The sequence below is a fragment of the Mycolicibacterium llatzerense genome, assembly GCF_025331195.1.
Taxonomy (GTDB): domain Bacteria; phylum Actinomycetota; class Actinomycetes; order Mycobacteriales; family Mycobacteriaceae; genus Mycobacterium; species Mycobacterium llatzerense.
In genome coordinates, this window is sequence record NZ_LXOV01000014.1 from 37,001 (window position 1) to 62,477 (window position 25,477).

Sequence of the window (25,477 nt, forward strand, 5' to 3'; positions counted from 1 at the left end):
GGGAACCCAGTCAGTGCGGGCGTAGTCAGCCTTTTGCCGCTTGCATTCCCCCGAGCAGCCGCTCGCGCCGGACACGCCTCGGTGACAACCACGCGACGGGATCACCATGAAATCGCAAGCCAGTCTTCAATTTTCAGAAACATCGGTACTGAGTCACCAGAGTGCCGGCCTGCCGAGCTTCGGGATTCTGAGCACCTATCCACCGACACGATGCGGCCTGGCAACCTTCAGTGCCGCACTGAGCCGCGGGTTGGCCGTCAACGGCGCTGATGTCAGTGTGGTTCGCGTCGCAGACGGGTCATCCACCAGTGACGCTCGTGTCGTCGGGGAACTGACCAACGGATCGGCGTCGTCAGCGGCAGCGGCGGTGGATTTGCTCAGCCAGAGCGATGTCGCGGTGATCCAGCACGAGTACGGCATCTACGGCGGCCCCGACGGCGATGAAGTCGTGGACATCATCGGCGCCCTGCAGGTCCCGTCAATCGTTGTCGCGCATACGATTCCGAAACATCCGACGCGGCATCAGCGGTCGGTGCTCGAGGCCATTGTGACGCTCGCCGACCAGGTGGTGGTGCTGTCCGACGCCGCGAGCGCGCAATTGCGTTACGGGTTCGACGTAGACCGGCGGAAGATCAGCACGATTCCGCATGGCGCGACCGTTCCGGTTCGTGGCCACACCAAGCGCGGTGGCCGGCCGACGCTGCTGACCTGGGGTCTACTGGGGCCAGGCAAGGGGGTCGAGCGCGTCATCGATGCGATGGGCGGGCTACACCAGCTCAACAGCCGGCCGCGTTACTTGGTCGCCGGCGAGACCCATCCAAAGGTGATCGCCGCCGACGGCGAGGCCTACCGCGACGCCCGGATCGAGCAGGCACGGTGCACCGGGGTGGCCGATTCGGTGCACTTCGATGCCGGCTACCGCGACATCCCGTCGTTGATCGCGCTGATGCTGTCCGCAGCAGTGGTTGTGCTGCCGTATGACTCCACCGATCAGACCACGTCCGGCGTCTTGGTCGACACCATCGCCAGTGGCCGGCCGGTTGTCGCCACGGCCTTCCCGCATGCGGTCGAGTTGCTGTCGACCGGGGCCGGCATCGTGGTGGCGCACGATGATCCCGACGCACTCCGCACGGCGCTGCGCACGGTACTGACCGAGCCTCGGTTGGCCGGCGCGATGTCGGCAGAGGCGCGCCGGCTGGCACCGTCGATGTCCTGGCCGATCATCGCCAGGTCGTATCAAGCTCTGGCACAACGGATTCTGACCAAGCGACCGGAGCGGACGTGGCTGCAATAGTGCCGTCCCCGAAGTTCGACCATCTGCTCGCATTGACCGACCGGCATGGCACCTTCGAGCATGCGTGTGGCGCCGAGCCGCGCCTGGAACACGGTTACTGCACGGACGACATGGCCAGAGTTCTGGTCGTTGCCAGTCGCGAACCTGACGCCGGGGACGCCGTGCATGCACTGGCCAGGTTGGCCGTGAAGTTCCTCAACGAGGCGCAGGCGTTCGCCGGCGGCTGCCGTAACCGGATGGACCGCCACGGTCGCTGGACCGACGACTTCGCGTTCGAGGACTGCTGGGGACGCTGCCTGTGGGGCTTGGGCACGGCCGCCGCGCACAGCGATGTCGGTCTGGTCCGCAGTTTGTCGGTGGTCCAGTTCGAGCGAGCCGCACATGGCCGGTCGGTATGGCCGCGCGCGATGGCGTTCGCGGCGCTGGGCGCCGCCGAGTTGCTCAGCGTCGATCCTGACCATGCGGCGGCGCGTCACCTCATCGATGATTACGCCGCGGGTGTGGCCGAGCCGAACGGCGACCGCGATTGGCCATGGCCTGAGGCGCGGCTGTCGTACGCCAATGCATTGCTGCCCGAGGCGATGATCGCGGCCGGCGTCGCCCGGGACGACTCAGAGCTGTGCCAGCACGGCCTGGACTTGCTGGAATGGCTGATCGATGGCGAGACCGTAGACGGGCACCTGTCGGTGAGCCCGGCCGGGGGCTGGGCGCCAGGCGATCCTCGGCCCGGATTCGACCAGCAACCCATCGAGGTTGCCACGCTGGCCGATGCGTGCGCCCGCGCCTCCGACGTGGACGCCAGCGCGCTCTGGCCGAACACCGTCCGGGCAGCCGCGGCCTGGTTCCAAGGCACGAACGATGTCGGAGCGACGATGTGGAATCCGGCAACCGGCGGCGGATTCGACGGACTGCAGGCCGACGGGGTCAACCTCAACCAGGGCGCCGAGTCGACGCTCGCGGTGCTGTCCACGTTCCAGCAGGCCCGCCGCCTGGTCGCGGTGTCCCAATGACCGCGGTGCGGTCGGGGCTGGTCACACGCAGCAGGCTGCGGTTGACCGCAGACCCGGCACGGGTGATCACCCGGCTGTTCGTTCCGGGGCAGGAAGGCTTCGAGGTCCAGGATTCCCGCGCCGGTGCGGTGCTGCAGCGGGTGCTGGCGCTGGACGAGGCCGACGTGCGGTCAGCGCTCGACAGTGTCGTCCGTCGATTCGACCACCGGCACCGTGATCTGGCCGGCACCTTTCGGCGTCATGCACATGAGCTCGCTGATCGCCTCGAGCCCGGCACCAAAATCTCCGAGACTCGAATGTTGTTGGTGGGTGCGACATTCACCAGTGAGTTCGCGATCGAGGGGGCGGCACTGTGCAATCCGAGCATCGTCGCGTACCCTGATCAGACGGGTGTGGCCGCGGGCAGTCTGCGATTTGTGCTGAGTGTCAGGGGAATCGGGGAGGGGCATCGGTCCTCGATCGGGTTTCGGACGGGCACCGTGGACCATGCGGGCTGCGTCACGATCGACGATCGAGCTCCGGTCGCCACCGTCGGCACCGTGGTGCCGACGCTGCTCGACGCGGTGGTGTTTCGCAGCGAGCTGGCCCGGTTGGACGACGCCGGCGAGGCCGCCGACTATGTGCTCGACGCGCTGGGCGACCAGTTCACCCGCACCGACCTCGATGAACAGTTGGACAAGCTGCTGCTCCACCGCAGCACCCGAAAGCACGCGCCGGCGACCATCGCGCTGATCCGGGATATCGCCGATCGGTCGTACGCTGTCGAATTCTCCTCAGCCACAGACATTTCCGAGCATGTGCTCTGGCCGGCGACTGGTGCCGAGGCGGCAGGCATGGAAGACGCGCGTTTCGTCCGCTTCGTCGACGACGACGGCACCGCCACCTACCACGCCACCTACACGGCGTACAGCGGATCGCAGATCCGCCAGCAGCTGTTGACGACCGATGACTTCCGGTCGTTCACGTCGATGCCGATGGTCGGCGCGGCGGCCGCGAACAAGGGCCTGGCGCTGTTTCCTCGCCGGATATCCGGACGGTTCGCAGCGATGTCGCGGTCGGACCGGGAATCGAACACCCTGGCCTACTCCGACCACCTTTCGGTGTGGAGCGATGCGTCGACCTGCCAGCGTCCGGTAGAGGCCTGGGAGACACTGCAATTGGGCAACTGCGGGGCACCCATCGAGACCGATGCGGGCTGGCTCGTGCTCACCCATGGTGTCGGTCCGATGCGGACGTACTCGATCGGCGCGATTCTGCTCGACCTCGATGACCCGACCCAGATCATCGGTCGGTTGCCGGAGCCTCTGCTGAGCCCCGAGAGTGACGAGCAGGACGGCTACGTGCCGAACGTGGTGTATTCGTGTGGCGCAATGGTTCACGGCGACACCCTGGTGCTGCCCTACGGTATCGGCGATGCCGCAATCGGTTTCGCCACCGTGCCGCTGCCGGAGCTGCTTGCGGTGCTGCGCCTCTAGACGGCCTATTGCGGGACGTGCAGCCGCACCATCCGCGTCGTCGAACTCTCGTCCAGTTCGACGACGTCGGTGCGCGAGCGCAGGAAATCGCTGAAAGACCGGAATCCCAGCGACTTTTCGCTGAACGACGGGTCCATCCGCTTCATCTGCGCCTTGACCGCCGAGTTGTGCAGCCACTCGACGTCGTCCTTCTCCAGCCCGATCTGCAGCGCGCGGGTGAGTAGGGCGGTCGCCGAGATCTGAGGGTCTGGGGGTTCGGGCTCGGTGGGCTCGGTGGGTTCGGCTGTGCGGCGGGCGCGTTTCGGTGGCGCTGATTCGACGGGCGGCTCGAGTGCCGGGACGCCGGGCAGCGCGTCGTAGCTGACGAACTCGTCGCAGGCCGCCGCGAGCGCCCGGCTCGATGACCCGGCCACCCCGATACCCACCACGTACCGTCCGAGGCGCTTGCAGCGCTGGGCCAGCGGAATGTAGTCCGAATCGCCGGCGGCGATGACGACGTGGGTGAGGTCGGGCAGCCGGAACATGTCTTCGACCGTGTCGACGGCGAGCCGGATGTCGGCGCCGTTCTTGCCGTACGCGGCCGCGGGGAAGAGCTGCACCAGGTCCACGGCGCGGCCGACGAGCTGCTGCCGGTAGCCGGCGTTGACATCGGCGGACCAGTCCGCGTAGGCGCGGGTGAGCACCAACGTGCCGAAGGACGACGCGAAATCCAGCACCGCCCCGACGTCGACGGTGGCCTGGGTCAGCTTGTCCTGTTCGAGGCCCTTGGCCTTGTCTTTCTGAAACGAGTTGCGGCCGTGGACCTGGTCGTACCGCGATATCACGATGTTGTCGAAGTCGAGGTAGACCGCTACGCGGCTGGCAGCGGTATCCGTCATCTGTCTAGTGTCGTCTATCCCGGCGAGTAAAAGCTCCGAACCCCACTCGGGCGCCCTTTTATGCGCGCGAATGCATAGCCTGTCGGGATGCTCACCGAACTGATCGCCCTCAGCGGCGGGTCGTACCGCATGGGTTCGCAGGGCTTCTACCCGGAGGAAGCGCCGGTCCACGATGTGACAGTCGCGCCGTTCTCGATCGAGCGGCATCCGGTCACCAACGGGCAGTTCGCCGAATTCGTTTCCGAGACCGGCCATGTCACTGTTGCCGAGCAACAACTCGATCCGGCAGCGTTTCCCGGTGTGCCCGCCGAAGACCTCATTCCCGGTGCGCTGGTGTTCCATCCCACCGCGGGCCCGGTGGACTTACGCAACTGGCGGCAATGGTGGACGTGGGTGCCCGGCGCCTGTTGGCGGCATCCCTTCGGTCCCGAATCGTCGATCGCAGACCGGCTCGACCACCCGGTGATCCAGGTCGCCTATCCGGACGCGGCGGCGTACGCGGCGTGGGCGGGCCGGCGACTACCCAGTGAAGTGCAGTGGGAGTATGCCGCCCGCGCGGGCGCGACGACGGTCTACGCCTGGGGCGACGACGTGCGGCCTGGCGGGCAGTTGATGGCCAACACCTGGCAGGGCCAGTTCCCGTACCGCAACACCGGTGCGCTGGGCTGGGTTGGCACGACACCCGTTGGCATGTTCCCGCCCAACGGTTTTGGGTTGGTCGACATGATCGGCAACGTGTGGGAGTGGACCACCACCCGGTACGCGCCGCGGCATCAGAACAATCCCGAGGTATCGGGTTGCTGCCCGGCACCGTCCGGCGACCCGGCGATCATGCAAACCCTCAAGGGCGGCTCGCACCTGTGCGCGCCGGAGTACTGCCATCGGTACCGGCCGGCGGCGCGGTCGTCGCAGTCACAGGACAGCGCGACGTCGCACATCGGGTTCCGCTGCATCGCCGACTGAGCTGGCGCGCGAATCGGTCGCCTCTCCGTTCGTAGCCAACCTCGCCGGAGGAAAGGCCTTGCAGTTCAACGGGCTTGACGACGCAAGCTTGGGTCGGCTGAACCGGATGTCGGGGCGGTTGGGCGCGTAGGCGCTTGGGTGCGTCATCGAATCCGGCGCCCAATGACGGCGTTGCTAGCGCTACGCTGACGTCGAGCCAATTGCCAGACACGGGAAACTGGCGGACTTCGCCGGGTGGCACGGGCATGATGGACGTATGGATTGGACACGACTGACTCGATTGGTTCGCGCGTTGGGCGCTGTCGCGGCGGTGGTCGTGTCGCTGCTGTGCGGACCGATCGCCGGGACGGCGAGCGCGGCGGTCGCGGCACCGGCGGGTGACGTCATCTCCATCGGTGACCCCAACGCCCTCGGTCAGGTCGATCTCTACCTGGACCCGCTGTGCCCGTACAGCGGCAAGCTGATCCAGAAAGAAGGCGACGAGCTGGGCCGTCGTATCGAGAACGGCGCAATTCGGGTGAACCTACGGCTGGTGAACTTCCTCGAAAAGTATTCGGCGAGTGGCACATACGATCGCCGGGCGATCTACGCCGCGTTCGTCGTGGCCGGCGAGTCGAAATCGAGTGAAGTGGCGTGGCGCTTCGTGCAGCAGATCTTCTCTAAAGAGCACCAGCCGAAAGAGGGCGGGCCCACGGACCTGAGCAACGATCAGCTGGCTGCATTGGCGGGGGATGCCGGTGCGCCGCAGCAGGCCCAGGATCTGATCCGTGTCGGCTTGCCGGTCGGCTACGACTCCCGGGCGATCGCCGCCAATAACCTCAAGCTCCTGCACGAGTTTCCGAATCCCGGTGTGCCGCAGGTCGTGATCGACGGGCAGATCATCGACGACGACGATTGGCTGAGCCGGATTCCGGCCTGAGGGCCGGCCAGTAGCAACGATCCCGCATCGGTAGGCCGTCCCGTTCTTTCGACGGGGCGGCCTCGTGCGTTGCGGCGTCAGGGGAAACGGTGGCGCCGGTTGGGGGGATGTGTTCGGGCTCCCTACGTCGAGCGTGGGCCGTGGCGTGATCCGCGCCGGCGTGTCGACCCAGAAAGCCGCACGTTCGACGTACGGCGTTTCTCTGCGGCTCGGGTGAACCGACGGTCTCGCGCCTGGGCCGGCCTGGGCGCGGTTCCCCCGATTGGGGGACACGGGATTCAACCGGTGCGGGGGCCGGTTGGCGGATACCCGTCGACGTCGCCGGACGGCATTCTTAGTTCAACACCGGAACACACCGGAAAGAACTTGAAAAGCCTTCCCGCACATAGGAGTCGACATGAACCTCACCCACCGCATCGCCGCCGGATTCGCCCTCGCCGCCGCCCCGGCCGTCATCTTCCTGGGCGCCGCCACCGCGCACGCCGATGTCTCGACCAACAACACCCCGGTCGGTACCCACCACGCGTTCCCGCATCAGCAGAACGCCCCGCAGCCGGGCACCCCGGTGCATCACCACCACCAGCACAACCACCGCTGAGACTTTCTGTCACCGCTGAGGCCGCCCCTGTCATCGACGGGGCGGCCTTACGCACTGGGGCTGACAGTCCTGCCGAGGAACGCCAAGAGCTTGGTGGTGCGCGACGCATCCGCCGGCGCCGGCTGAGCCGGCCCGAAAGCGCCGGGCCGTCGGAGCATCGGTTCCGGAACCGACTGGACCAGCGCTTCGGACAGGGCGAGCAGGTCGTCGGGCAGCTCGATCGATTCGCCCAACGAACGATGTAGATCCCAGCTGTGCAGCGCCAGATCAGCCACCGGGAACATCAGCGCCCGGCGCAGCGGAACCTCGCCTTGCGGGGACTTGCGTAGGGCGTCGAGGTCCGCCGTGGGGAGGGCGCCGCGAAGTCGAATGCCCAACTCGCTCAGTTGCGTGGCAGGGTCGTCGTACATCCAGTCTGAGGGTTTTGAAGGTCCGTCCCACAGCTCGCCGTCTTCGACGAGCACGATGACCCTGGTGGCGCTACCCGTTGCGTGCCCGACCAATTCGCGCACCGTCCACTCCTGCAGGTTCGACGGATCGTCCCAGCGCTGTGCGGGAATCTCACGCACCGAAGCGGTGAACAGGTCGAGTGCCTCGGCGGTCAACACGTCAATTCGGGGAGTCGTGTCTTCGCTCATGAACACCACCGTACGAGCGGGCACCGACAGATTCTGGCTGCCGAATCGAGGCGACGGTCGGTCGGCACCGAACCGTCGCCGGTTCGCTAATTGGCCTGTTCAGGCCCAGTCCCCGTACCCTTCCACGGTGACCGCGATCGATCCCGACGAGCTCAGCACCTGCCTGCGGGTGCTGTCCGAGGCGAGCGCGCTGCCGCCCGAGCACCCCGACGCCGTTGCTGTGCGCCTGGCCACCGCGAAGATGTTCAAGGCGTTGAAGAAGGAGCGCCGGACCGCCAAACGCGACGCGATTGCGGCCGCTGACCGCGCTGTCATCGCCGCTACCGCCACGGGTGCGCCGGGACGGATCGACGACGAAACCCAGGGTCTGCCGCTGGTATCCACCACGGTCGGGGCCAGTGCGGGCACGCTGCTGCGCTCGCGGGCCTGCTACATCTGCAAGAACCACCACACCGTGGTCGACGCGTTCTACCACCAGCTTTGTCCGGACTGCGCGGCCTTCAACCGGGCCAAGCGGGACGCGCGCACCGACCTGACCGGTCGTACCGCCCTGCTCACGGGTGGGCGCGCCAAGATCGGCATGTACATCGCGCTGCGGTTGTTGCGCGACGGCGCGCACACCACGATCACCACCCGGTTCCCCAACGACGCGGTGCGCCGCTTCGCCGCGATGGAGGACAGCGCCGACTGGTTGCACCGGTTGCGGGTAGTGGGCATCGACCTGCGTGACCCGGCCCAGGTGGTCGCTCTCGCCGACGAAGTGGCCGCGCAGGGGCCGCTGGACATCCTGATCAACAACGCCGCCCAGACGGTGCGCCGCCCGCCGGGCTCGTACGCCGCGCTGGTGGAGGCCGAGCGCACCCCGCCGCCGGAGTTGGTGGACGTGATCACCTTCGATCACGTCAGTGACGCGCATCCGCATGCCCTGGCCGGGAGCCTCGGCGAGCACCCCACCGCGCACACGCTGACGTCGCTCGCGCTGCAGGCCCGTAGCGCGTCGCCGGAGCGGATCGCCGCCGGCCTCGCGATCGACGCGGGTGGGTTGTTGCCGGACACCGCGTCGGTCAACAGTTGGACCCAACGGGTGCATGAGGTCGACGCGATGGAGCTCCTCGAAGTGCAGCTGTGCAACCAGACGGCGCCGTTCATTCTGGTGAGTCGGCTGCGTCCGGCTCTCGCCGCCTCGCCCGCTCGGCGCAAGTACGTGGTGAATGTGTCAGCGATGGAAGGCCAGTTCAACCGCGGCTACAAGGGGCCCGGGCATCCGCACACGAACATGGCCAAGGCCGCGCTGAACATGCTGACCCGCACGAGCGCGGGGGAGATGCTGGAGCAGGACGGCATTCTGATGACCGCCGTCGACACCGGCTGGATCACTGACGAACGCCCGCATCCGACCAAGCTGCGGCTGGCCGAGGAAGGTTTCCACGCGCCGCTGGATCTGGTGGATGGTGCTGCGCGCGTGTATGACCCGATTGTGCGAGGCGAATTGGGCGAAGACATCTACGGGTGCTTCTTGAAGGACTACTCGAAGAGTCCTTGGTAGGACGCGACTCTCGCGAGTGCCCGAGCGGGACTCTCAACTTGCCTACGGGCAGCCAAGTGAGGTCCTACGCTGCGAACCATGTCTGTTGACCGTGCTGGGCTCGTTGTCGGTTGTATCCGCCTTGCGTCGGGGGTCTCGTTCCTGGTCGACCCAGCCCGGGCTAATCGGGTGTGGGGTGACCCCGAGAAGCCGACGGGATCAACGTGGTTGCTGCTGCATTCGATGGGTTACCGCGATGCGTTGATTGGCGGGCTGCTCGCCGCGGCGGCGCTGCGTGGTCGGGAAACCCGCGGTTGGTTCCTGGCCTCGGGCGGTGCCGATGCGGCAGATCTGTTGGGCGGCATGGGTGTTCATCATGAGATGAGGCCGTCGCAGAAGTACGTCGGTCTCGGAGGCGCCGTTGTCGGGATCGGTGTCGGGTTGTGGGGTGCGACGCGGCGGCGGACTGTGGGAGCTGCCGCTACGCCCTGATTGGGGCGGCTCGGGTCCGCGTGCCGCGCTACGCCGCCATCCGCGCCGCGGTCGCCGTAGCGATCTGATTGAGGTGGCTTGTCGCGACCTGCACCGAGCTCTGGTGCGGGAGTGCGTCGACGAACTCGTAGGTGATGTGCGGCAGGGTCGGCGGGTTGGTCGCGTAGAAGGCGACGGCCCGGTCGATGGCCTCGACGAGGGCGGGGCCGCCCACGATCGGGTCGGTGACGAGTGCCAGCACCTGCTGGGCGAGGCTGCCCTGGCCGGTCAGGCCGGCGATCAGCGCGATGGCCGCGTTGATGCTGATGCCGAGTTGGACGGCGGCCTTGTAGACGGCGGTGATGTCACGGCCGGCCTGGTTGTTGGGCGTCGTGGTGTAGAGGTCGCCGGGGTTGGCGAAGTCCCACCAGGTGTCAATGCCGTTGGCGTCCTTGGGGATTTGCGCGGCGGTCAAGTTGGTGACGGCGATGCCCCGGCCGCCCGGATCGGTGCCGCCGGGGAAGGTGTGGCCGGTCAAGCGCCAGGGGTTGCCGAAGGTGTAGCCGCCGATCAGGTTGGGCCGCGCCCATTGCAGGGAGCCGGTCATGATCTCGGCCAGGACCCGCGATGCGGCTTCGGCGCCCTGGCTGTAGCCGCCGAGGGCGAAGGTCTGCTTCGGGTAGTTGTTGATCCAGCCGATGGCGTTGGTGACCGCGATCCGCACCGATTCGGCGTAGCTCGGCGAGAGCGGCGCGCCCGGCGGTATGGGCCCGAAGGTCCAGGGGGCTTGGATGGGGACTTCGAAGACGAGGTCGGGGTCGGCGGCGTGGACGACGTCGGAGGGGTAGCCGGTGCCGGGGGCGGCCCACGTGCCGGCGAAGGTTAGGACGGCGTGGCGGACGTGGAAGACCCCGGAGATGTTGGCGGCGATATCACTGAAAGTGGTCATCGCTCAGCTCATTTCGCTGTGGTGGGGAGCCCGTTTGCTTTGCGCCACTGGATGGCGAACTCCATCAGTTCGATGAGCACGTCACCGCTGTCGCGGGTGATGCCGTCGCTGAAGGTGTGCACCCAGGCGATCTGCTCGGCGGTGGTGACCTGCTGTTCGAAGGCGTCGAAGGTGCCCTGGTAGGTCTGGCCGTTGTGGGTGGAGTTCCACGGCCCCCGGTTGGGGTCGTCGACGATGTCGCCGATGTTGCGCGGGTGACGGGCCAGGACGGCGCGCCAGGGTTCGGGCATGCCGTTGGCAGTGACGCCGGAGATGTCGGTCTGGAGCGATGCTGCATCAGCCATGGTGGATCCTCCTGATCGGTGTTGTGCCTTGTTGGCGAGAGGTTTTGCGATACGGGTGGCTGACAGTCGCCGGGAATTGAACCCGGGACCTGTTGTGTCGCCTCGCCTATCGCCATCGCCCGCCTTATTTGACTAGGTCGTCCAATTCCCACAGTAGGCCCGTATGGATAGGCCGTCGAACTTGTCGGTGGGTGGTGCGACGATCTGCGGCTCACTCAAATCAGGAGGAAGAAATGAAGAAACTGTTGGTGGCTGCGATGACCTTCGGGGCAGCTGTGGCGTTGAGCCCGGTGGCGGCAGCCGAGCCGTCGTGGACGATGTCAAACCTGATCGGTATGGACCTGCAGGGTGCTCAGGATGCGATCCAGTCGCTGACCCGGGGAGCGGTCTGGTTCAGCGGATCGACGGATCTGACAGGCAAGGGTCGGGCGCAGATCATTGACTGAAACTGGCAGGTGTGTACGTCGATGCCCGCGGCGGGGTCGACCATCACGTCCAGTACCGCGATCAGTTTCGGGGTGGTGCGGGATACGGAGAAGTGTCCGTGAGGCTTTGGCGGTGCATTCGTTTCGAGTCGATAGCGGGTTCATAGGGGCCGACCGCTGCCTACGTCAATATTTGCTATGAATTGCCACCGGTCGCCCCGAGGGATCGGTGGCCTGGCTTACAGTCTTCTCTCAGGAACGGGGATGGGGACAGGGTGTCGGGTACGCAAGAGGGGCATGCCACGCTGACGGACAGCGTGGGCGGCTTGCCCTGGACAAGGGGCTCGACAGCCCCACCGATTCCGCGGCTTGTCCGACGTACTATCAACTGCTCTGAAACCGGTACCGACTCGGCTAAACTCGGCCAAACCCGGTCATATCCGGGTCCTCGTAGACGTGGGAGGTCCGCATCGTCATGTCTGAGCCGTGGTTGTCGGCCGACGATATCTCCGCTCACCTCGGCGTCACGAAGGACACGGTCTACGCATGGATCGCAGACAAAGCCATGCCTGCCCACAAGGTCGGCCGCCTCTGGAAATTCCAGGCGAGCGAGGTCGACGACTGGGTCCGACGCGGGGGCGCTGAGACGACGGGTGAGGCCAATTCGCCCACCTAAACAACTTTCAGATTTTGTCGGTCGGTCGGTCTATCCTGATCGACTTGCCGATGGCCGGAAGGGGGCGCCGATGATGACAGCCAGACAACGATACGCGCTTTCGTTTACCAGCGGTTCGCTGCTAACCCGCGAAGCCCTCATCGCTGCACCGATCTACCTGAGCGAACGTGATTGGGCTACGACCCGCGCACGGATCAAGGACGAAAACCTGCTCCAGACCCGCGTTGCGCGATCGAACACCCGCATGCTGGGCGAGCTTATTCCGCGGCTGCAAGTGCTCACTGATGCCGAGCTCCAGATCGTCGCAGACGGAACGTCTACCGAGCGTGGTCACTTGATGTGGGCGTCGGCCTGCCGTCGATACGCATTGATCGGGGAGTTCGCCGAGGAAGTGCTGCGCGAGCGGTTCCTCACGCTGGCCGGCAATGTGACATACGAAGAGTTCGACTCCTTCTACCGCGGCAAGGCCATTTGGCACGACGAACTGGATGAGGTCACGGAACTGTCGTATCAGAAGGCCCGGCAGGTCGTCTTCAAGATGATGGTCGATGCCGGCCTGCTAACCAAGCAGGGCTTGATCGAGCCGACGTCGCTTTCGGCACGTGTCGCTGACTGTCTCAGGCACCGCACTCCTAGCGACATCCGATTCTTTCCGACGAAGGCGACATGATGACGATGTCAAACCGGACGACGCTGGCACAGCATGAGGAGCACCTCTTCCAGGTACTCAAAAGCGAGCGCTTCCTCAAGATGCAGGGCCTGGGCAACGAGGTCGCCCACTTCATCTACGACTACGACCCAACCTGGGCTCTCGACGTCGCGCAGGCCAAGAAACGGATCAAAACTAAGCTTGAAACCGAAGAGGGCATAAAGGTTTTCGAGATCAACCTCTATGACCTCTGCGTCGAACTGTTGAAGGAACGCAACGTCTGGGACCGCGTCCTCGCAGCTGAGCCGTCGATGGATAAGCCCGACTTCCTCAAGATGCTGCAGAACATGCTCGATCCCCAGATGCACCTGGCGCCGGCCATCAAGGCGCGCATCAACAGCGAGACATTCCAAATCTTGTTCCTGACCGGGGTCGGCGAAGTATTCCCCTTCGTTCGCTCGCACACCGTGCTCAACAACCTGCAGACCGTGGTCTCCGACTGGCCGATGCTGATGTTCTTCCCCGGCAAGTACGACGTCTCCGCCACACAAGGCTCAGCACTCGTCCTTTTTGGCCAGCTCAAGGACGACTCCTTCTACCGCGCCAAGCGCATCCTCGATCAGGAAGCATGACCCGATGAAACTCAATGAAATCTTCCTCAAGGACGTCAACCGCTCGATCGAGGGCGTGGTCAAGGCCGACGACCTCGACCACTTGGGCGTTGAGGTCGAGGAGTACGTCTTCACCAACGACGCTGCCAAGGGTGTGGGCCCGCTGCTTGCGGAGTACACCAACTACACCAATGCAAATGGTGTTTGGATCTCAGGCTTTTTCGGTTCAGGTAAGTCTCACCTCCTGAAGATGCTTGCGCATCTACTCGGAGACGTTGAGGGACAAGATTTCCCGCGAAGCAAGGTCAGTGACAGTTTCCTTAGCAAGGCCGGCGACGCGATGCTGGAGGCCTCGCTGAAGAAGGCGGCCACGATCCCGGCCAAAAGCTTGCTGTTCAACATCGACCAAAAGGCGACGCTGATCGCCAAAGATCAGAGCGATGCGCTGCTCAAGGTCTTCGTGAAAGTTTTTGACGAGAGCCGCGGCTACTTTGGCAACGATGGCGCCGTCGCTCGGTTCGAAGAAGACCTCGACAAGCGCGGCCAATACGAAGCGTTCAAGACGGCATTTGAGAAGCAAGCCGGCATCGACTGGGCGCACGGCCGTGAGCAGACAGCTCTCGAAGCCCACCACATCGACACAGCTTTCGCTGAGATCAACGGCGGGGCGAACCCCGGAATCATCGCTCAGTACCAAAAGTCGTACGCCGTGTCGATTGAAGACTTTGCCACCTCGGTCAAGGCGTGGATTGATTGGCAGGAGCCCGGCTTCCGGCTCAACTTCTTCGTCGATGAAGTCGGTCAGTTCATCGCCGACGACGTTAAGCTCATGCTCAACCTGCAGACCATTGCCGAGTCCCTCAACACAAAGTGCAAGGGTCAGTCGTGGGTCTTTGTCACGTCTCAGGAGGACATGGACAAGGTCGTCGGAGATCGAACCAAGCAGCAGGGCAACGACTTCTCCAAGATTCAAGCTCGGTTCAGCACCAAGGTGAAGCTGACAAGTCAGGACGTCGAAGAAGTCATTAGCAAGCGTCTGCTGGAGAAGAACGACGCGGGTGCTGCCGACGTCAAGGCGATCTACGTTCGGGACTCCGCGAATTTCAAAACGATCTTCGACTTTGTCGATGGCGCAAAGACTTACCGCAATTACGTTGATGAAAGCCGTTTTGTCCACACGTATCCGTTCGTGACGTATCAGATCCCGATGTTCCAGGCTGCCATCGAAGGCCTGTCTGACCACAACATGTTTGAGGGCAAGAACAGCTCGGTGGGTGAGCGTTCGATGCTCGGTGTGGTCCAGGAGGTTGCCAAACTCATTGGCGGCGAACAGGTGGGATACCTGGCCACCTTTGACCAGATGTTCGCCGGCATCAGCGCGGCTCTGAAATCTGCTGCCCAGAGTGCCATTCTGCAGGCGGAGAAACACCTTCCCGATCCGGACTCCGACGTGACGATCCTGGCGAACCGGCTGCTCAAGGCGCTGTTCCTGGTCAAGTATGTCGACACCTTTAAAGCCACGCCGCGCAACCTCACCGTGCTGGTCTACGACCGCTTCGGTCTAGACCTAAAGTCGTTGGGCGCCTTGGTTCAAGAAGCGCTCAACCTGCTGGAGACTCAGTCGTACGTACAGCGCAACGGCAACATCTACGAGTACCTGACCAACGAGGAGCAGGAAATCGAAAAGGAGATCAAGGGCGTCGATATCGACTCGTCCGAGGTCTCCAGCAAGCTCTTCAAGTACCTCTCGTCAGACATCTTGAAGACCAACAAGATGAAGTACGCGAAGAACGGCCACGATTTCCCATTCGGGTACAAGCTCGATGACATCGTCCAAGGCAAGCAGCAAGAGCTGACCGTCCACTTCATCACCCCCGAGACGAGTTACACCGACGACGAAATCAAGATGCAAAGCGCAGGCAAGGACGAGTTGCGCGTCTTCCTTGGTCGCGACAAGCGATTGCTCGCCGACCTGCGTCTCTTTGTGAAGACCGAGAAATACACGAAGCAACGCACAAACTCCGGCGCCACACCGTCAATGCTGGCCATCCTTCAAGCCAAGCAGGTGCTCAACGCCGACCGCGAGAAGGAGCTCATCGAGAGGCTGCGCCAGGCTGTCGGCAACGCGCAGATGATCATCAACGCCTCCGAGGTCACCTCCAGCTCGCAGGAGGCATTCACACGGGTATCTGACGGCTTCCAAGAACTCGTCAGCCGCACCTACACAAGTATGGGACTCCTTGGCGGCAAAGCCTTTTCAGAGCAGCAGGTCGCGGGTGCCATTCAGAACGACCAGGGCCTGTTTGGTGCCGAGAACTTGTCGGCATTGACATCGCCGGGGGCCGAAATGGAGTCGTGGATCATCTCCCAAACCAACCTCGGCGAACAGGTAACAGTCAAGAAAATCGTCGGCCGCTTCGAGTCAAAGCCATACGGCTGGAACCTCGGCTCGATCGAAGTGGTGCTGGGCTGGCTGGTCGGGACCGGAAAGATAGCCCTCAACGTCGATGCCACCCCAGTGGTACGCACGGAGGCCGCCGCCCTGATCAAAAACACTGCCAAACAGCAGCACGCCGTCGTCGCTCCGCAAAAGGCTTACGACGCAACAAAAGTGGCAGCATTCAAGAAGTTCTGCACGGATTTCTTCGACGAGGGCGCAGTGCCGAGCGACCCCGCGGAACTCGCTCGGTTCGGCAAAGACAAGCTCGCAGCCAAACGTGAGGAACTCAACGCACTCGTCAGCACCAGCCGGTACCCGTTCGTCAGCCAGCTCGCGGCAGTCGTAGCGCTTCTAGACCAAGTCATCGGCAAACCTGCCGACTGGTACCTTGCCGAATTCAGCACGGCCGACGAACTCCTTGAGGCCAAGGGAGACTTGATCGACCCAATCAAGGCCTTCCTCAAAGGTCAGCAAGCCAAGATCTTCGACGAGGCAACCGCACTACTCACTGCCAATGCGGGCAACCTCACCTACCTCCCAGAAGGCAGCGCCGACAACGTCAAGACGCTGCTTGCCGACCCGAATGCCTTCCGGGGCAACAAGATGACCCAACTCAAAGCAGCGTCGGACACCCTGAAGAGTCTGCTTGACGAGAAGGTGACCAGTGCCCGCACAGCGATAAGAAGCGCAGTCGAGACCAAGCTTGAAAGTCTGTTGCAGGAGCACTTCTACAAGGCAGCATCGGCAGAGGCCCAAAGCTCGGCAGTCGACACGGTAAAGACGCTTCTGGCGACACTCGACAACCAGAACCTCATCGCCGTCGTCGACCAAACCGGTAGCCAGTTCGAGTCCAACACCTACCCGGGCCTGATTGACCAACTCACCAAGTCCGCCGACACCGGCGGCAAGCCCCAGAAGCCCACGGTTGCCGTCGCCAGCATAAAGGCGGCCGGAGGCCCCGCCATTATCGAAACCGAGCCCGACGTCGACGCCTACCTCGCTGCACTTCGGGTCTCTCTCGTACAGGCGATCAAAGCGAACCGGATTGCAAACTGATGGAAACCGCACCACTTAAGGCCTTCGCGACGTCAGCCCGTACCGAACTGATCCGTGAAGTCACCGCGCGAATCACGGCCGTCCTCGGCCCAGGATCGCCCGAGCGAGTCGAAAGCCTCACGACAGTAGCCGGTTTGGAGAAAGCGGTCGCCGCTGGCGGAGGCGGCGATAAAGGCAAGGCGCATGTGGCAGACATAGTCGCCTACACCTGGTTCAATCGCATCATTGCCCTGAGATTCATGGACGCCAACGGATACACCGGTCTCGGTGTGGTCTCGCCGGCCACCGATCAAGTCGGCCAACCCGAGGTGCTTGCTGCCGCTAAACGTGGACAGATCGACAAAGAGGTCGTGTCCAACGCTGACAACATGGCCGCCATCGCTGGCTTGCTCGCTGGCAGTCGGCAGCCACGCTTGGGCGTGGACGCCCAAGCGGAGGCCTACTCGCTGCTCCTCGCGGCCTACTGCCGGTTCTGGCACAAGGCAATGCCCTTCATGTTTGAGCGCCAGGGTGATTTCACCGAGCTATTGATCCCAGCCAACTTATTGGCCGGCGACTCGGTGCTCAACCGTTCGGTTGAAGTTCTGACCGAGGACGCCTGCAAGGACGTCGAGGTCATCGGCTGGCTTTACCAGTTCTACATTTCGGAGCGCAAAGACGAGGTCTTCGCCGGATTCAAGAAGAACAAGAAGGCGGGTGCCGACGAAATCCCTGCCGCTACACAACTTTTCACCCCGCACTGGATCGTGCGTTACCTCGTTGAGAACTCACTGGGCCGGCTGTGGATGCTGAACAGACCGACCTCGGGGCTCGTCCACCAAATGGACTACTACATCGCCCCAGTCGACGAGGAGACTGAATTCCTCAGGATCGCCAGGCCCGAGGAACTGAAGGTTATCGACCCGGCCTGCGGTTCAGGACACATGCTGACCTACGCGTTCGATCTCCTGTATGCGATATACGCGGAGGAGGGTTACGCGCCTTCCGAGATTCCGGGCTTGATCCTCGCCAACAACCTCTACGGCACCGAAATAGATCCTCGCGCTGGAGCGTTGGCAGCGTTCGCACTGACGATGAAGGCGCGTGGGCGGCAGCGGACGTTCTTTGGTAAGAAGGTCGAGCCGAATATCTGCGCGCTCGGGCCGATCACCTTTACGCCTCCGGAGCTCGACTTCCTGCTGACACCTGATGGCGACCGGGATGAAGAGATTGGCGTCTGGAATCTATTCTCAAGTGCAGCTATCACGGGCTCGTTGGTTAAACCGAACCGAACTAGTCTCGAAGCTGCTCGGCGTGGTCTCGCGCAGGCCAAAGCCAGCGCGGCGGATGGCGACATGCTTGCGGCTGAGACGCTGGAGCGAGCAGATGCTGTTGTGCGTCAGGCCGAGGTGCTCGCGGCGACGTACCACGTCGCTGTCGCGAACCCTCCATACATGGGCAGCGGCAACATGGAGCCTGTGCTCGCCAACTTTGCGAAGCGAGAGTATCCGCTAGCCAAGATCGACCTGTATGCAATGTTTATCGACCGTTGCTTCGACCTAGTCGACTCGGCCGGCGCCGTCGCGATGGTCACCCAAGACAGCTGGATGTTCCTAGGAGACTATTCCAAATACCGCGCCTGGTTGCTGAAGCACGGTTCGGTAGCGACCCTCGCCCATCTCGGAACGTCAGCCTTCGACACAATCAGTGGAGAGGTAGTTTCTACAGTCGCGTTTGTTGCAGACACCAATAAAAGGGGTGCCGCGCAATCGATCTTTGTTCGAGCAGTGGATGTCGAGGGCGAAGCTAAAGCAACCGTCCTCCGGGGTGTGGCGGCCGGCTCCGAGGCGCAGCGAGCCTATGTGCGGAGCGTCTCCGATTTTCTGGATGTGCCGAATACGCCAGTTATCTACTGGGCATCGGACGATGAGATTGCTGCATTGCGAAAGGGCCCATATCTCGGCGAGCTGCTCCAGGCTAGAGAAGGACTCACGACTGGCAATAACGACCGGTTCCTCCGGCGTTGGTACGAGATATCGCAGCGCAAAGTCGGCTTCGGGATCAAGTCTGCGGCGGATGGCGTCACATCCGGCGCTCGCTGGTTCCCCTACCAGAAGGGTGGCTCTTCACGGCGCTGGTATGGCAACTTCGACTTCGTTGTCGACTGGGAAAACGATGGCGAACGGGTGCAGGCCAACATCGATGAGGCGACCGGACGAGTCCGGTCGCACAACTACAACGGGACGTATGGGTTCAAACGGGGCCTGACGTGGTCCAGCATCTCTGGCGACGGGTTCGCCGTTCGTCACGTTGAAGGCAGTTTCATGTTCGACACTAAGGGTCCGATGGCGTTCCCGCATCGCCCAGATGAGCTGCCGGTGTTGGAAGGCTTCCTCAATAGCTCTACAGCGACACAATTCATGCGCCTGCTCGCACCGAGACTCGACTTCAAGCTTGGTCACGTGTTGAGCCTGCCGATACGCGTACGGGAAAGCGCTCATGTGTCGGGGCTGGTCGCACGGTGCGTCGACCTGTCCAAGCAGGAATGGGATACTTGCGAGCTGTCGGCCGACTTCCAGGGCTCACCACTCGTTGGTTTGAGCGAGTCTCTTGCAACGGCTATCGAGGCCTGCCAGGGGGTTGAGGACGAGCGCGCTGACGCACTTGCGACTGCTGAGGCGGAGTTGGATGAGTTCTTCGCGGCGGCATATTTGGGTCCGCAATCCACCAAAAATGTCGCTCGACGTCCCGTGTCGGCAAACGAGGTTGACCGACGGCATTTGCTTGTCGAAGACTTCATCTCCTTCGCGGTCGGTTGCATGTTCGGGCGATACAGCCACGACTTGCCCGGATTGATCCTCGCTGATCAGGGGGCAACCCTGAAGGACTTCTTCGCCATTGTGCCAACATCGTCGTTCGCGCCAGACGAAGACAACGTCATCCCCATTGTCGATGGCGACTGGTTCGAGGATGACATCGTCGGTCGGTTCCGCCAGTTCCTCCGAGTTGCGTTCGGCGACAAAAACTTCGAGGAGAACCTGCGCTTCGTGACGGAGTCGCTCAGCGTCAAGAACCTTCGCGAGTACTTCATCACGAAGGCTGGAAAGTCGAAGTTCTATGATGACCATGTTCAGCGGTACAAGAAGCGCCCGATCTACTGGCTGTTTTCAAGTCCCAAGGGATCGTTCAACGCGCTGATTTACCTACACCGCTACACGCCGTCCACCGCCTCAACAGTGCTGACGTACCTGCGTGAGTACGTGACCAAGCTTGAGTCGAGCCTTCAGCAGGCGGAGCGCGCCGGTAACGCCAAGGAAGCAGACCGCCTGCGCAAGATCCTCGTTGAACTGAACGAGTACGAGCACGACACGCTTTATCCGAAGGCATCCGAGAACGTCGTCATCGACCTCGACGACGGTGTGAAGGTGAACTACCCAAAGCTCGGTGGAGCTCTAAGGAAGATCACCGGGTTGGAGTCTTCGGGTGACTGAGCTGGACTCGGTTAAGGACGCCATCAGCAACCGACTGGCCACGCAGCGAGTCGTGTTCTGGCACGACCCTACCGGCGAGTACGACGCAGACGTCGAAGCGCTCGAACTCGGCGTCCTGAACGTCATGCGAGTGCACGGCAACGAATTTGGCGTGAAGAGCACGATTCTCGCCGATCACGTCACCAAGCATCTTGTCTATCGCTCGGGTGAGATATCGCGGGGCACAGGAAACTGGCTACTTGACCTTGAGCTGGCCTACGGAGTCTTCACCGCAGACAAGACATCCATGCTCCAACAGGAATTTGGGCTTAGCGATCCCGCGCTAGCTGCAGTCATCGAGCAACACCCAAATTTCTTCGGCGCCAACTCTCGAAAGCTCGCACTGGCAAAGCTCCTTGCCCCAGGCGACGACGCTGCCAAGATGCGGGCCAAGATGTCCCAGGTTCTCGTGAAGTCCTCAGGCCACACGCTGACCGACATAATTCGCGAACTCCTCGCCGAGAACGCCGCGAACAAACGGGCTAAATTCGACGACCTCGCGACATTCGCACTAGACCAGTTCCTTTGGGGCGGTCTGGCGAAGATTTATAAGTACTCGGGCGCCAACCCGACCATCGACGATTTCGTGCTGTGGATGTACAGCCGGGCGATCGAAGACTTCGCGTCAGAAACGCCCGGCGAGTTCCGAAACATCCGGAATGACTTCAACAGCCTGCGCTACGACGTTCGCACCCAAGGCATGATGACGACGCTGGCCTCCCGGGCGGCCGATGCACTTGACGTGAAGTCAAAGATCGAGCACCGCGACTTCCGCGAACTAATCCCAGTCACGACCTTCGAGGAAATCGATCGCAAGATCATCGTCGATCTTGCGGCCGCAGTCGCAGTTCAGTCGATAACGCCCCGAGAGGTAGCCGAAACGGTACGGCAGCGTCAAGACAGCCTCTGGAAAGACAAATACGCCAAGCTGTACGAGGCGACCCAAAGCGCCTCTGAGCTCCTCGCGGCCATTGCTGCCTTGCCCAACACGATCCCATCAATGGACGCCGGCCTGCAGAAGTACCAATCCGAGTGGTTCCGAATCGACCAGCAATACCGCTGGTTCACATTCGCCTACCAAACCGCCGGATTCCAGAAGCCCCTCGAAGCCCTAAAGGCCGAGGTCGACAAGCAATATGCCAACAAGTTCCTCCATAACTTCGGTGGACTATGGCAGCAGGCGCTGGAGCCGACGGACCAGTGGAAGTCCATTTCCCTTGGGCCCCAGAGCAAGTTCTTCGACAACCATGTCGCTCCCATCGTCAAAGACGGCCGCACAAAAGCGGTGGTCATAATCTCGGACGGCATGCGTTATGAGGTTGCGCACGAACTGACATCCCTGATCCGCAATGAGGATCGATTCGATGGCTCGCTGTCTGCGGTGCTCGGAATGCTACCTAGCTACACCCAGCTCGGTATGGCCGCATTGTTGCCTCAGTCGGCGCTAGAGCTGGACCCAGAGGCACTGCCGGTACTGGCGGACGGGAAGCCCACAAACGGAACTGCAAACCGCGACAAGATATTACAAGCGGTCAAGGGCCATGCGATTTCAGCAGCAGATGTGCTGGCGATGCCCGGCGATGAACTACGTGACCTCTATAAGCAGCACCAAATCTTCTACGTCTATCACGACCGCATCGACGCGGCCGGGGACAAAGCCGCCACCGAGCGCACGGTGTTCCAGGCAGCCGACGACACACTGCGCGAATTGGTGCTACTCGTTAAGAAGTGGACTAACGCCAATGCCACAAACATCGTGATCACCGCAGATCACGGGTTCCTCTACCAAGACACTCCGCTGGAACAGGCGTACTACGTCTCCGAGCCGCCGCAAGGAGATGCAATCACCAAGACCAATCGCCGCTACGTGCTGGGCAGGTCTCTGAAACCCTCGCCTTCGTTCATGACCTTCACTTCAGCGCAGGCTGGACTGGTCGGCGACATTGACATCCAAATCCCCAACTCCATTCACCGAATCCCGCAAGCCGGCGCTGGCACTCGATACGTCCACGGCGGCGCGTCGCTGCAGGAGATCGTCGTGCCAGTCATCGCCGTCAACAAGAAGCGCAAGAGCGACATTCGGCCCGTGCAGGTCGACCTCATGCCCGAAACCGACAAGATCACGACCGGACAGCTCGCGGTCAAGCTGCTTCAGCGCGAGGCAGTCACCGACAAGATCCAGCCACGCCAGGTCCGGCTCGGCATCTACGCCGGAGTGACGCCGATCTCGGACCAGCCGGTACTGACCTTCGACAGTTCCTCGGGTGACCAGCGCGAGCGGTACCAATCCGTAACGCTGTATCTCACACAGGACGCTGATGATGTCAACAACCGCGCCGTGGAGCTGCGGCTTGAAGACCGCATCCCCAACACGAATCAATGGAAGACGTTCTCGAAAGCCAACTACACCATCAAGCGTTCGTTCATGACGGACTTCGACTTCTAACGGGTGACAACAATGACCGAGCAGACAGACCTAGCCGCAGCGGATGATGACCACTCGGACGGCTTGACCGGCGGACCGTCGCCAGTCCCTCCAGTGAAGTCAGCACTCGACCAGAAGATCAACGATGTCTTCGGCGGCGCGGTCGTGCGCAAGGACCTTGTGAAGGCCGTCAAAGGCAACGCAATCGTGCCGTCATTCGTGTTGGAGTACCTGCTGGGCCAATACGCGGCTTCCGACGACGAGGCGACCATCCAGTCAGGCATCGAGAGTGTCCGCAAGATCCTTGCCGACCACTACGTCCACCGCAACCAAGCCGAACTCGTGAAGTCTCACATCCGCGAAAAAGGCCGCTACCGCGTGATCGACAAGGTCCAGGTCCAGCTCAACGAAAAGGACGACACCTACGAGGCCGAGTTTGCAAACCTCGGCATCAAGCAGGTGATCGTCGCGCCAGCGATCATCAAGGCCCACCCCAAGCTGCTAGTCGGCGGCGTCTGGTGCATCTGCGACATCGAGTACCAGCACAGTGACAACGCCCGCGTGGTCCCGTGGATCCTCGGCTCCATCAAACCGATCCAGCTCTCTAACTTCGACTTTGACGGTTACGTCGCCTCGCGGCGCAAATTCACCACCGACGAGTGGATCGACCTGCTGATCCAGTCGATCGGGTTCAACCCGGAACTGTTCGGCCGGCGCGCAAAACTTATCCAACTCGTGCGGCTGATCCCCTTTGTCGAGCGCAACTACAACCTCGTAGAGCTGGGCCCCAAAGGCACCGGCAAGTCACACATCTTCTCCGAGTTCTCGCCGCACGGCATGCTCATCTCCGGCGGTGAGGTCACCGTTGCGAAGCTGTTTGTCAATAACTCGAACGGCCGCATCGGGCTGGTCGGCTACTGGGACGTTGTCGCGTTCGATGAGTTTGCGGGCAAGAAGAAGCGCACGGACAAGGCGCTTGTTGACATCATGAAGAACTACATGGCGAACAAATCGTTCTCCCGTGGTGTTGAAACTCTCGGCGCCGAAGCCTCAATGGTGTTTGTGGGCAACACTTCCCACAACGTGCCCTACATGCTCAAACACGCAGACCTGTTCGACGAACTCCCCGAGAGCTACCACGACTCGGCCTACCTCGACCGCCTGCACTTCTACATTCCCGGCTGGGAAGTGGACACGATCCGCGGTGAGATGTTCTCCGACGGTTACGGTTTCGTCGTCGACTACATAGCCGAAGTGCTCAAGTCCATGCGCGACGCGGACTACTCCGACCGCTACCAACAGCACTTCACGCTCGGCTCCGACATCTCTACGCGTGACCGGGACGGAATCCACAAGACGGTCTCTGGGCTGATGAAGATCCTGTACCCGCACGGGGAGGCCACGAGCGAGGAGATCGAAGAAGTCCTCCGGTTCGCCGTGGAGGGTCGCAAACGCGTCAAGGACCAGATCCTCCGCATCGATTCCACGATGGCTGAGGTCAAATTCGGCTACCTGGACAAAGCGGGCGAATGGCGTTCTGTGACAACGCTCGAAGAGGACGAGTACCCCGCCTACTACCACCAGTGCCGGCGAAGTGACGACGAATCCGCCGGCTCCTCGGGCAGTGAGGAACCAAAACCTCCCGCTACTCCGACGATTGGTGAACCCCCGAAGCCCAAGCCGCTATTCGAGGGCCATCGCGAGTTTCAGGAGAACCAGCGTGGCGTCTCCTACGATAATCTGCTGATGCCTTACCTTCGTGGGGCGGCTGGCATCACCATCGTCGACCCATACATTCGCGCGCCGCACCAGGGTCGTAACCTCGTTGACCTTCTTGCCGTGCTGGCCTCAGCGAAGGACCCCGCCGACGAGATCGCCGTGATGCTGGTGACCAAAGAGGACAAGCCCGAATACCAGCAGCAACAGCTGTTGATGCTCAAGGCCATTCAAGACGGGGCAGCCTCAGTCGGAATCAAGTTCAATGTTCAGTGGGACGAGTCCATCCATGACCGATCCATCCGAACGGATACCGGCTGGAAGATCCTCCTCGGCCGAGGTCTCGACATCTTCCAGAGAGGCTCCGGAACCCAGTTCGACTTCGGCACGCGTCGGCAAGAGTTCCGACAGGTCTTTGCATTCGGAGTGACCTACATTCGAGACTTTGGTTCCTGACTTCAACCGCTCCCTATTCGTATCCGTGCACGTAACCACAATCCCAGTAAAGGGCACCAAATGTCTCTGCCTGCAATTGAATTCACGTACCTGGGCCAGATCCATTCCCCTTTCAGCGGTCTCCCGGCCGAGTTGAACGATGAGGGTGCAAACTAGGCTGACCCTACGTTGCTTTTCGTCTATTGCGGGATGGTCAGTCAATGGGACTACATCAGCCCGCGTTTTCCAAGCGAGGTGATCAGGTTCGTTGACGACGCGGAGCCCGATGAATTTACGGAGAGTCTCGAGATCGATGGCGCAATCATGCTTGTTGTGAACACCGACTGGAATGGTGTCAATTACTACGGATTTGCTCCTGCCGATAGCGAAATCAGATTCGCCGGAGGTGTTGATTTCGCCGAGAGTGCCGTCGAGTAGCCACATCCTGCGATTGAGTTATTAGCGTTCTCC

The 25,477-nt window shown here is 62.3% G+C and carries 21 protein-coding genes; 17 read left to right on the forward strand and 4 right to left on the reverse strand.

What is annotated here, in order from left to right; all coding sequences use genetic code 11:
• Nucleotides 1-106 precede the first annotated feature (106 nt).
• From A7G45_RS21310 to A7G45_RS21320, 3 genes are read left to right on the forward strand one after another with little or no spacing between them, the layout of a single operon-like run.
• Nucleotides 107-1,294 (forward strand): glycosyltransferase, encoded by a 1,188-nt coding sequence (locus tag A7G45_RS21310; RefSeq protein WP_260940148.1) that lies wholly within the window; start codon nucleotides 107-109, stop codon nucleotides 1,292-1,294.
• Nucleotides 1,282-2,304, forward strand: coding sequence for a glycosyltransferase (locus A7G45_RS21315; protein WP_260940149.1), 1,023 nt, complete (start codon nucleotides 1,282-1,284; stop codon nucleotides 2,302-2,304). The genes A7G45_RS21310 and A7G45_RS21315 overlap by 13 nt, the downstream gene beginning before the upstream one ends.
• Entirely contained in the window at nucleotides 2,301-3,779 is a 1,479-nt protein-coding gene (locus A7G45_RS21320) for a glycoside hydrolase family 130 protein (RefSeq protein ID WP_260940150.1), read from the forward strand. Before A7G45_RS21315 ends, A7G45_RS21320 begins: the two co-directional genes overlap by 4 nt.
• 5 nt (nucleotides 3,780-3,784) lie before the next feature.
• Here A7G45_RS21320 and A7G45_RS21325 read toward each other — a convergent pair whose 3' ends face one another.
• A complete protein-coding gene (locus tag A7G45_RS21325) occupies nucleotides 3,785-4,657 on the reverse strand; it encodes an NYN domain-containing protein (protein WP_260940151.1) in 873 nt (290 codons plus the stop codon).
• Between the two features lie 87 nt (nucleotides 4,658-4,744).
• Between A7G45_RS21325 and A7G45_RS21330 the strand changes: the two genes are divergently transcribed.
• The 3 genes from A7G45_RS21330 to A7G45_RS21340 all read left to right on the forward strand — a co-directional run bounded on the left by A7G45_RS21330 (nucleotide 4,745) and on the right by A7G45_RS21340 (nucleotide 7,137).
• Complete coding sequence (locus tag A7G45_RS21330) at nucleotides 4,745-5,620, forward strand: formylglycine-generating enzyme family protein (protein ID WP_260940152.1); 876 nt, start codon at nucleotides 4,745-4,747, stop codon at nucleotides 5,618-5,620.
• Between the two features lie 256 nt (nucleotides 5,621-5,876).
• Entirely contained in the window at nucleotides 5,877-6,539 is a 663-nt protein-coding gene (locus tag A7G45_RS21335) for a thioredoxin domain-containing protein (protein ID WP_260940153.1), read from the forward strand.
• A 397-nt stretch (nucleotides 6,540-6,936) separates the two neighbouring features.
• Nucleotides 6,937-7,137 carry a hypothetical protein gene (locus A7G45_RS21340; RefSeq protein ID WP_043394524.1) on the forward strand — a complete coding sequence of 67 codons (201 nt, stop codon included), beginning with the start codon at nucleotides 6,937-6,939 and terminating at the stop codon, nucleotides 7,135-7,137.
• A gap of 47 nt (nucleotides 7,138-7,184) precedes the next feature.
• Here A7G45_RS21340 and A7G45_RS21345 read toward each other — a convergent pair whose 3' ends face one another.
• A complete protein-coding gene (locus A7G45_RS21345) occupies nucleotides 7,185-7,775 on the reverse strand; it encodes a TIGR03086 family metal-binding protein (RefSeq protein ID WP_260940154.1) in 591 nt (196 codons plus the stop codon).
• Nucleotides 7,776-7,902: 127 nt separating this feature from the next.
• Between A7G45_RS21345 and A7G45_RS21350 the strand changes: the two genes are divergently transcribed.
• Nucleotides 7,903-9,321, forward strand: a complete 1,419-nt coding sequence (locus tag A7G45_RS21350; protein WP_260940155.1) for an SDR family NAD(P)-dependent oxidoreductase — start codon at nucleotides 7,903-7,905, stop codon at nucleotides 9,319-9,321.
• 78 nt (nucleotides 9,322-9,399) lie between these two features.
• Nucleotides 9,400-9,792 (forward strand): DUF4267 domain-containing protein, encoded by a 393-nt coding sequence (locus tag A7G45_RS21355; RefSeq protein WP_260940156.1) that lies wholly within the window; start codon nucleotides 9,400-9,402, stop codon nucleotides 9,790-9,792.
• 28 nt (nucleotides 9,793-9,820) lie between these two features.
• On the opposite strand, the gene A7G45_RS21360 is transcribed toward A7G45_RS21355, so the two are convergent.
• Nucleotides 9,821-10,720 (reverse strand): hypothetical protein, encoded by a 900-nt coding sequence (locus A7G45_RS21360; RefSeq protein WP_260940157.1) that lies wholly within the window; start codon nucleotides 10,718-10,720, stop codon nucleotides 9,821-9,823.
• 8 nt (nucleotides 10,721-10,728) lie between these two features.
• Nucleotides 10,729-11,064: a hypothetical protein gene (locus A7G45_RS21365; RefSeq protein ID WP_020102362.1), complete on the reverse strand. Its 336-nt coding sequence runs from the start codon at nucleotides 11,062-11,064 to the stop codon at nucleotides 10,729-10,731.
• Nucleotides 11,065-11,297: 233 nt separating this feature from the next.
• On the opposite strand from A7G45_RS21365, the gene A7G45_RS21370 reads away from it, so the two are divergent.
• The 9 genes from A7G45_RS21370 (at nucleotide 11,298) to A7G45_RS21410 (ending at nucleotide 25,444) form a co-directional block, all read left to right on the forward strand.
• Nucleotides 11,298-11,510 carry a hypothetical protein gene (locus tag A7G45_RS21370; protein WP_260940158.1) on the forward strand — a complete coding sequence of 71 codons (213 nt, stop codon included), beginning with the start codon at nucleotides 11,298-11,300 and terminating at the stop codon, nucleotides 11,508-11,510.
• A 454-nt stretch (nucleotides 11,511-11,964) separates the two neighbouring features.
• Nucleotides 11,965-12,165, forward strand: coding sequence for a helix-turn-helix domain-containing protein (locus A7G45_RS21375; protein WP_260940159.1), 201 nt, complete (start codon nucleotides 11,965-11,967; stop codon nucleotides 12,163-12,165).
• 70 nt (nucleotides 12,166-12,235) lie between these two features.
• A complete protein-coding gene (locus A7G45_RS21380) occupies nucleotides 12,236-12,835 on the forward strand; it encodes a DUF1819 family protein (RefSeq protein ID WP_260940160.1) in 600 nt (199 codons plus the stop codon).
• A complete protein-coding gene (locus A7G45_RS21385; protein ID WP_260940162.1) occupies nucleotides 12,835-13,446 on the forward strand; it encodes a DUF1788 domain-containing protein in 612 nt (203 codons plus the stop codon). Before A7G45_RS21380 ends, A7G45_RS21385 begins: the two co-directional genes overlap by 1 nt.
• A 4-nt stretch (nucleotides 13,447-13,450) precedes the next feature.
• Nucleotides 13,451-16,921 carry a BREX system P-loop protein BrxC gene (brxC, locus tag A7G45_RS21390; protein ID WP_260940163.1) on the forward strand — a complete coding sequence of 1,157 codons (3,471 nt, stop codon included), beginning with the start codon at nucleotides 13,451-13,453 and terminating at the stop codon, nucleotides 16,919-16,921.
• A complete protein-coding gene (gene pglX, locus A7G45_RS21395) occupies nucleotides 16,921-20,391 on the forward strand; it encodes a BREX-1 system adenine-specific DNA-methyltransferase PglX (RefSeq protein ID WP_260940165.1) in 3,471 nt (1,156 codons plus the stop codon). The genes brxC and pglX overlap by 1 nt, the downstream gene beginning before the upstream one ends.
• Nucleotides 20,384-22,876 carry a BREX-1 system phosphatase PglZ type A gene (gene pglZ / locus A7G45_RS21400; RefSeq protein ID WP_260940166.1) on the forward strand — a complete coding sequence of 831 codons (2,493 nt, stop codon included), beginning with the start codon at nucleotides 20,384-20,386 and terminating at the stop codon, nucleotides 22,874-22,876. Before pglX ends, pglZ begins: the two co-directional genes overlap by 8 nt.
• Nucleotides 22,877-22,888: 12 nt before the next feature.
• Nucleotides 22,889-25,027: a BREX system Lon protease-like protein BrxL gene (gene brxL, locus A7G45_RS21405; protein ID WP_260940167.1), complete on the forward strand. Its 2,139-nt coding sequence runs from the start codon at nucleotides 22,889-22,891 to the stop codon at nucleotides 25,025-25,027.
• Between the two features lie 168 nt (nucleotides 25,028-25,195).
• Entirely contained in the window at nucleotides 25,196-25,444 is a 249-nt protein-coding gene (locus A7G45_RS21410; RefSeq protein WP_260940169.1) for a hypothetical protein, read from the forward strand.
• Nucleotides 25,445-25,477 lie beyond the last annotated feature (33 nt).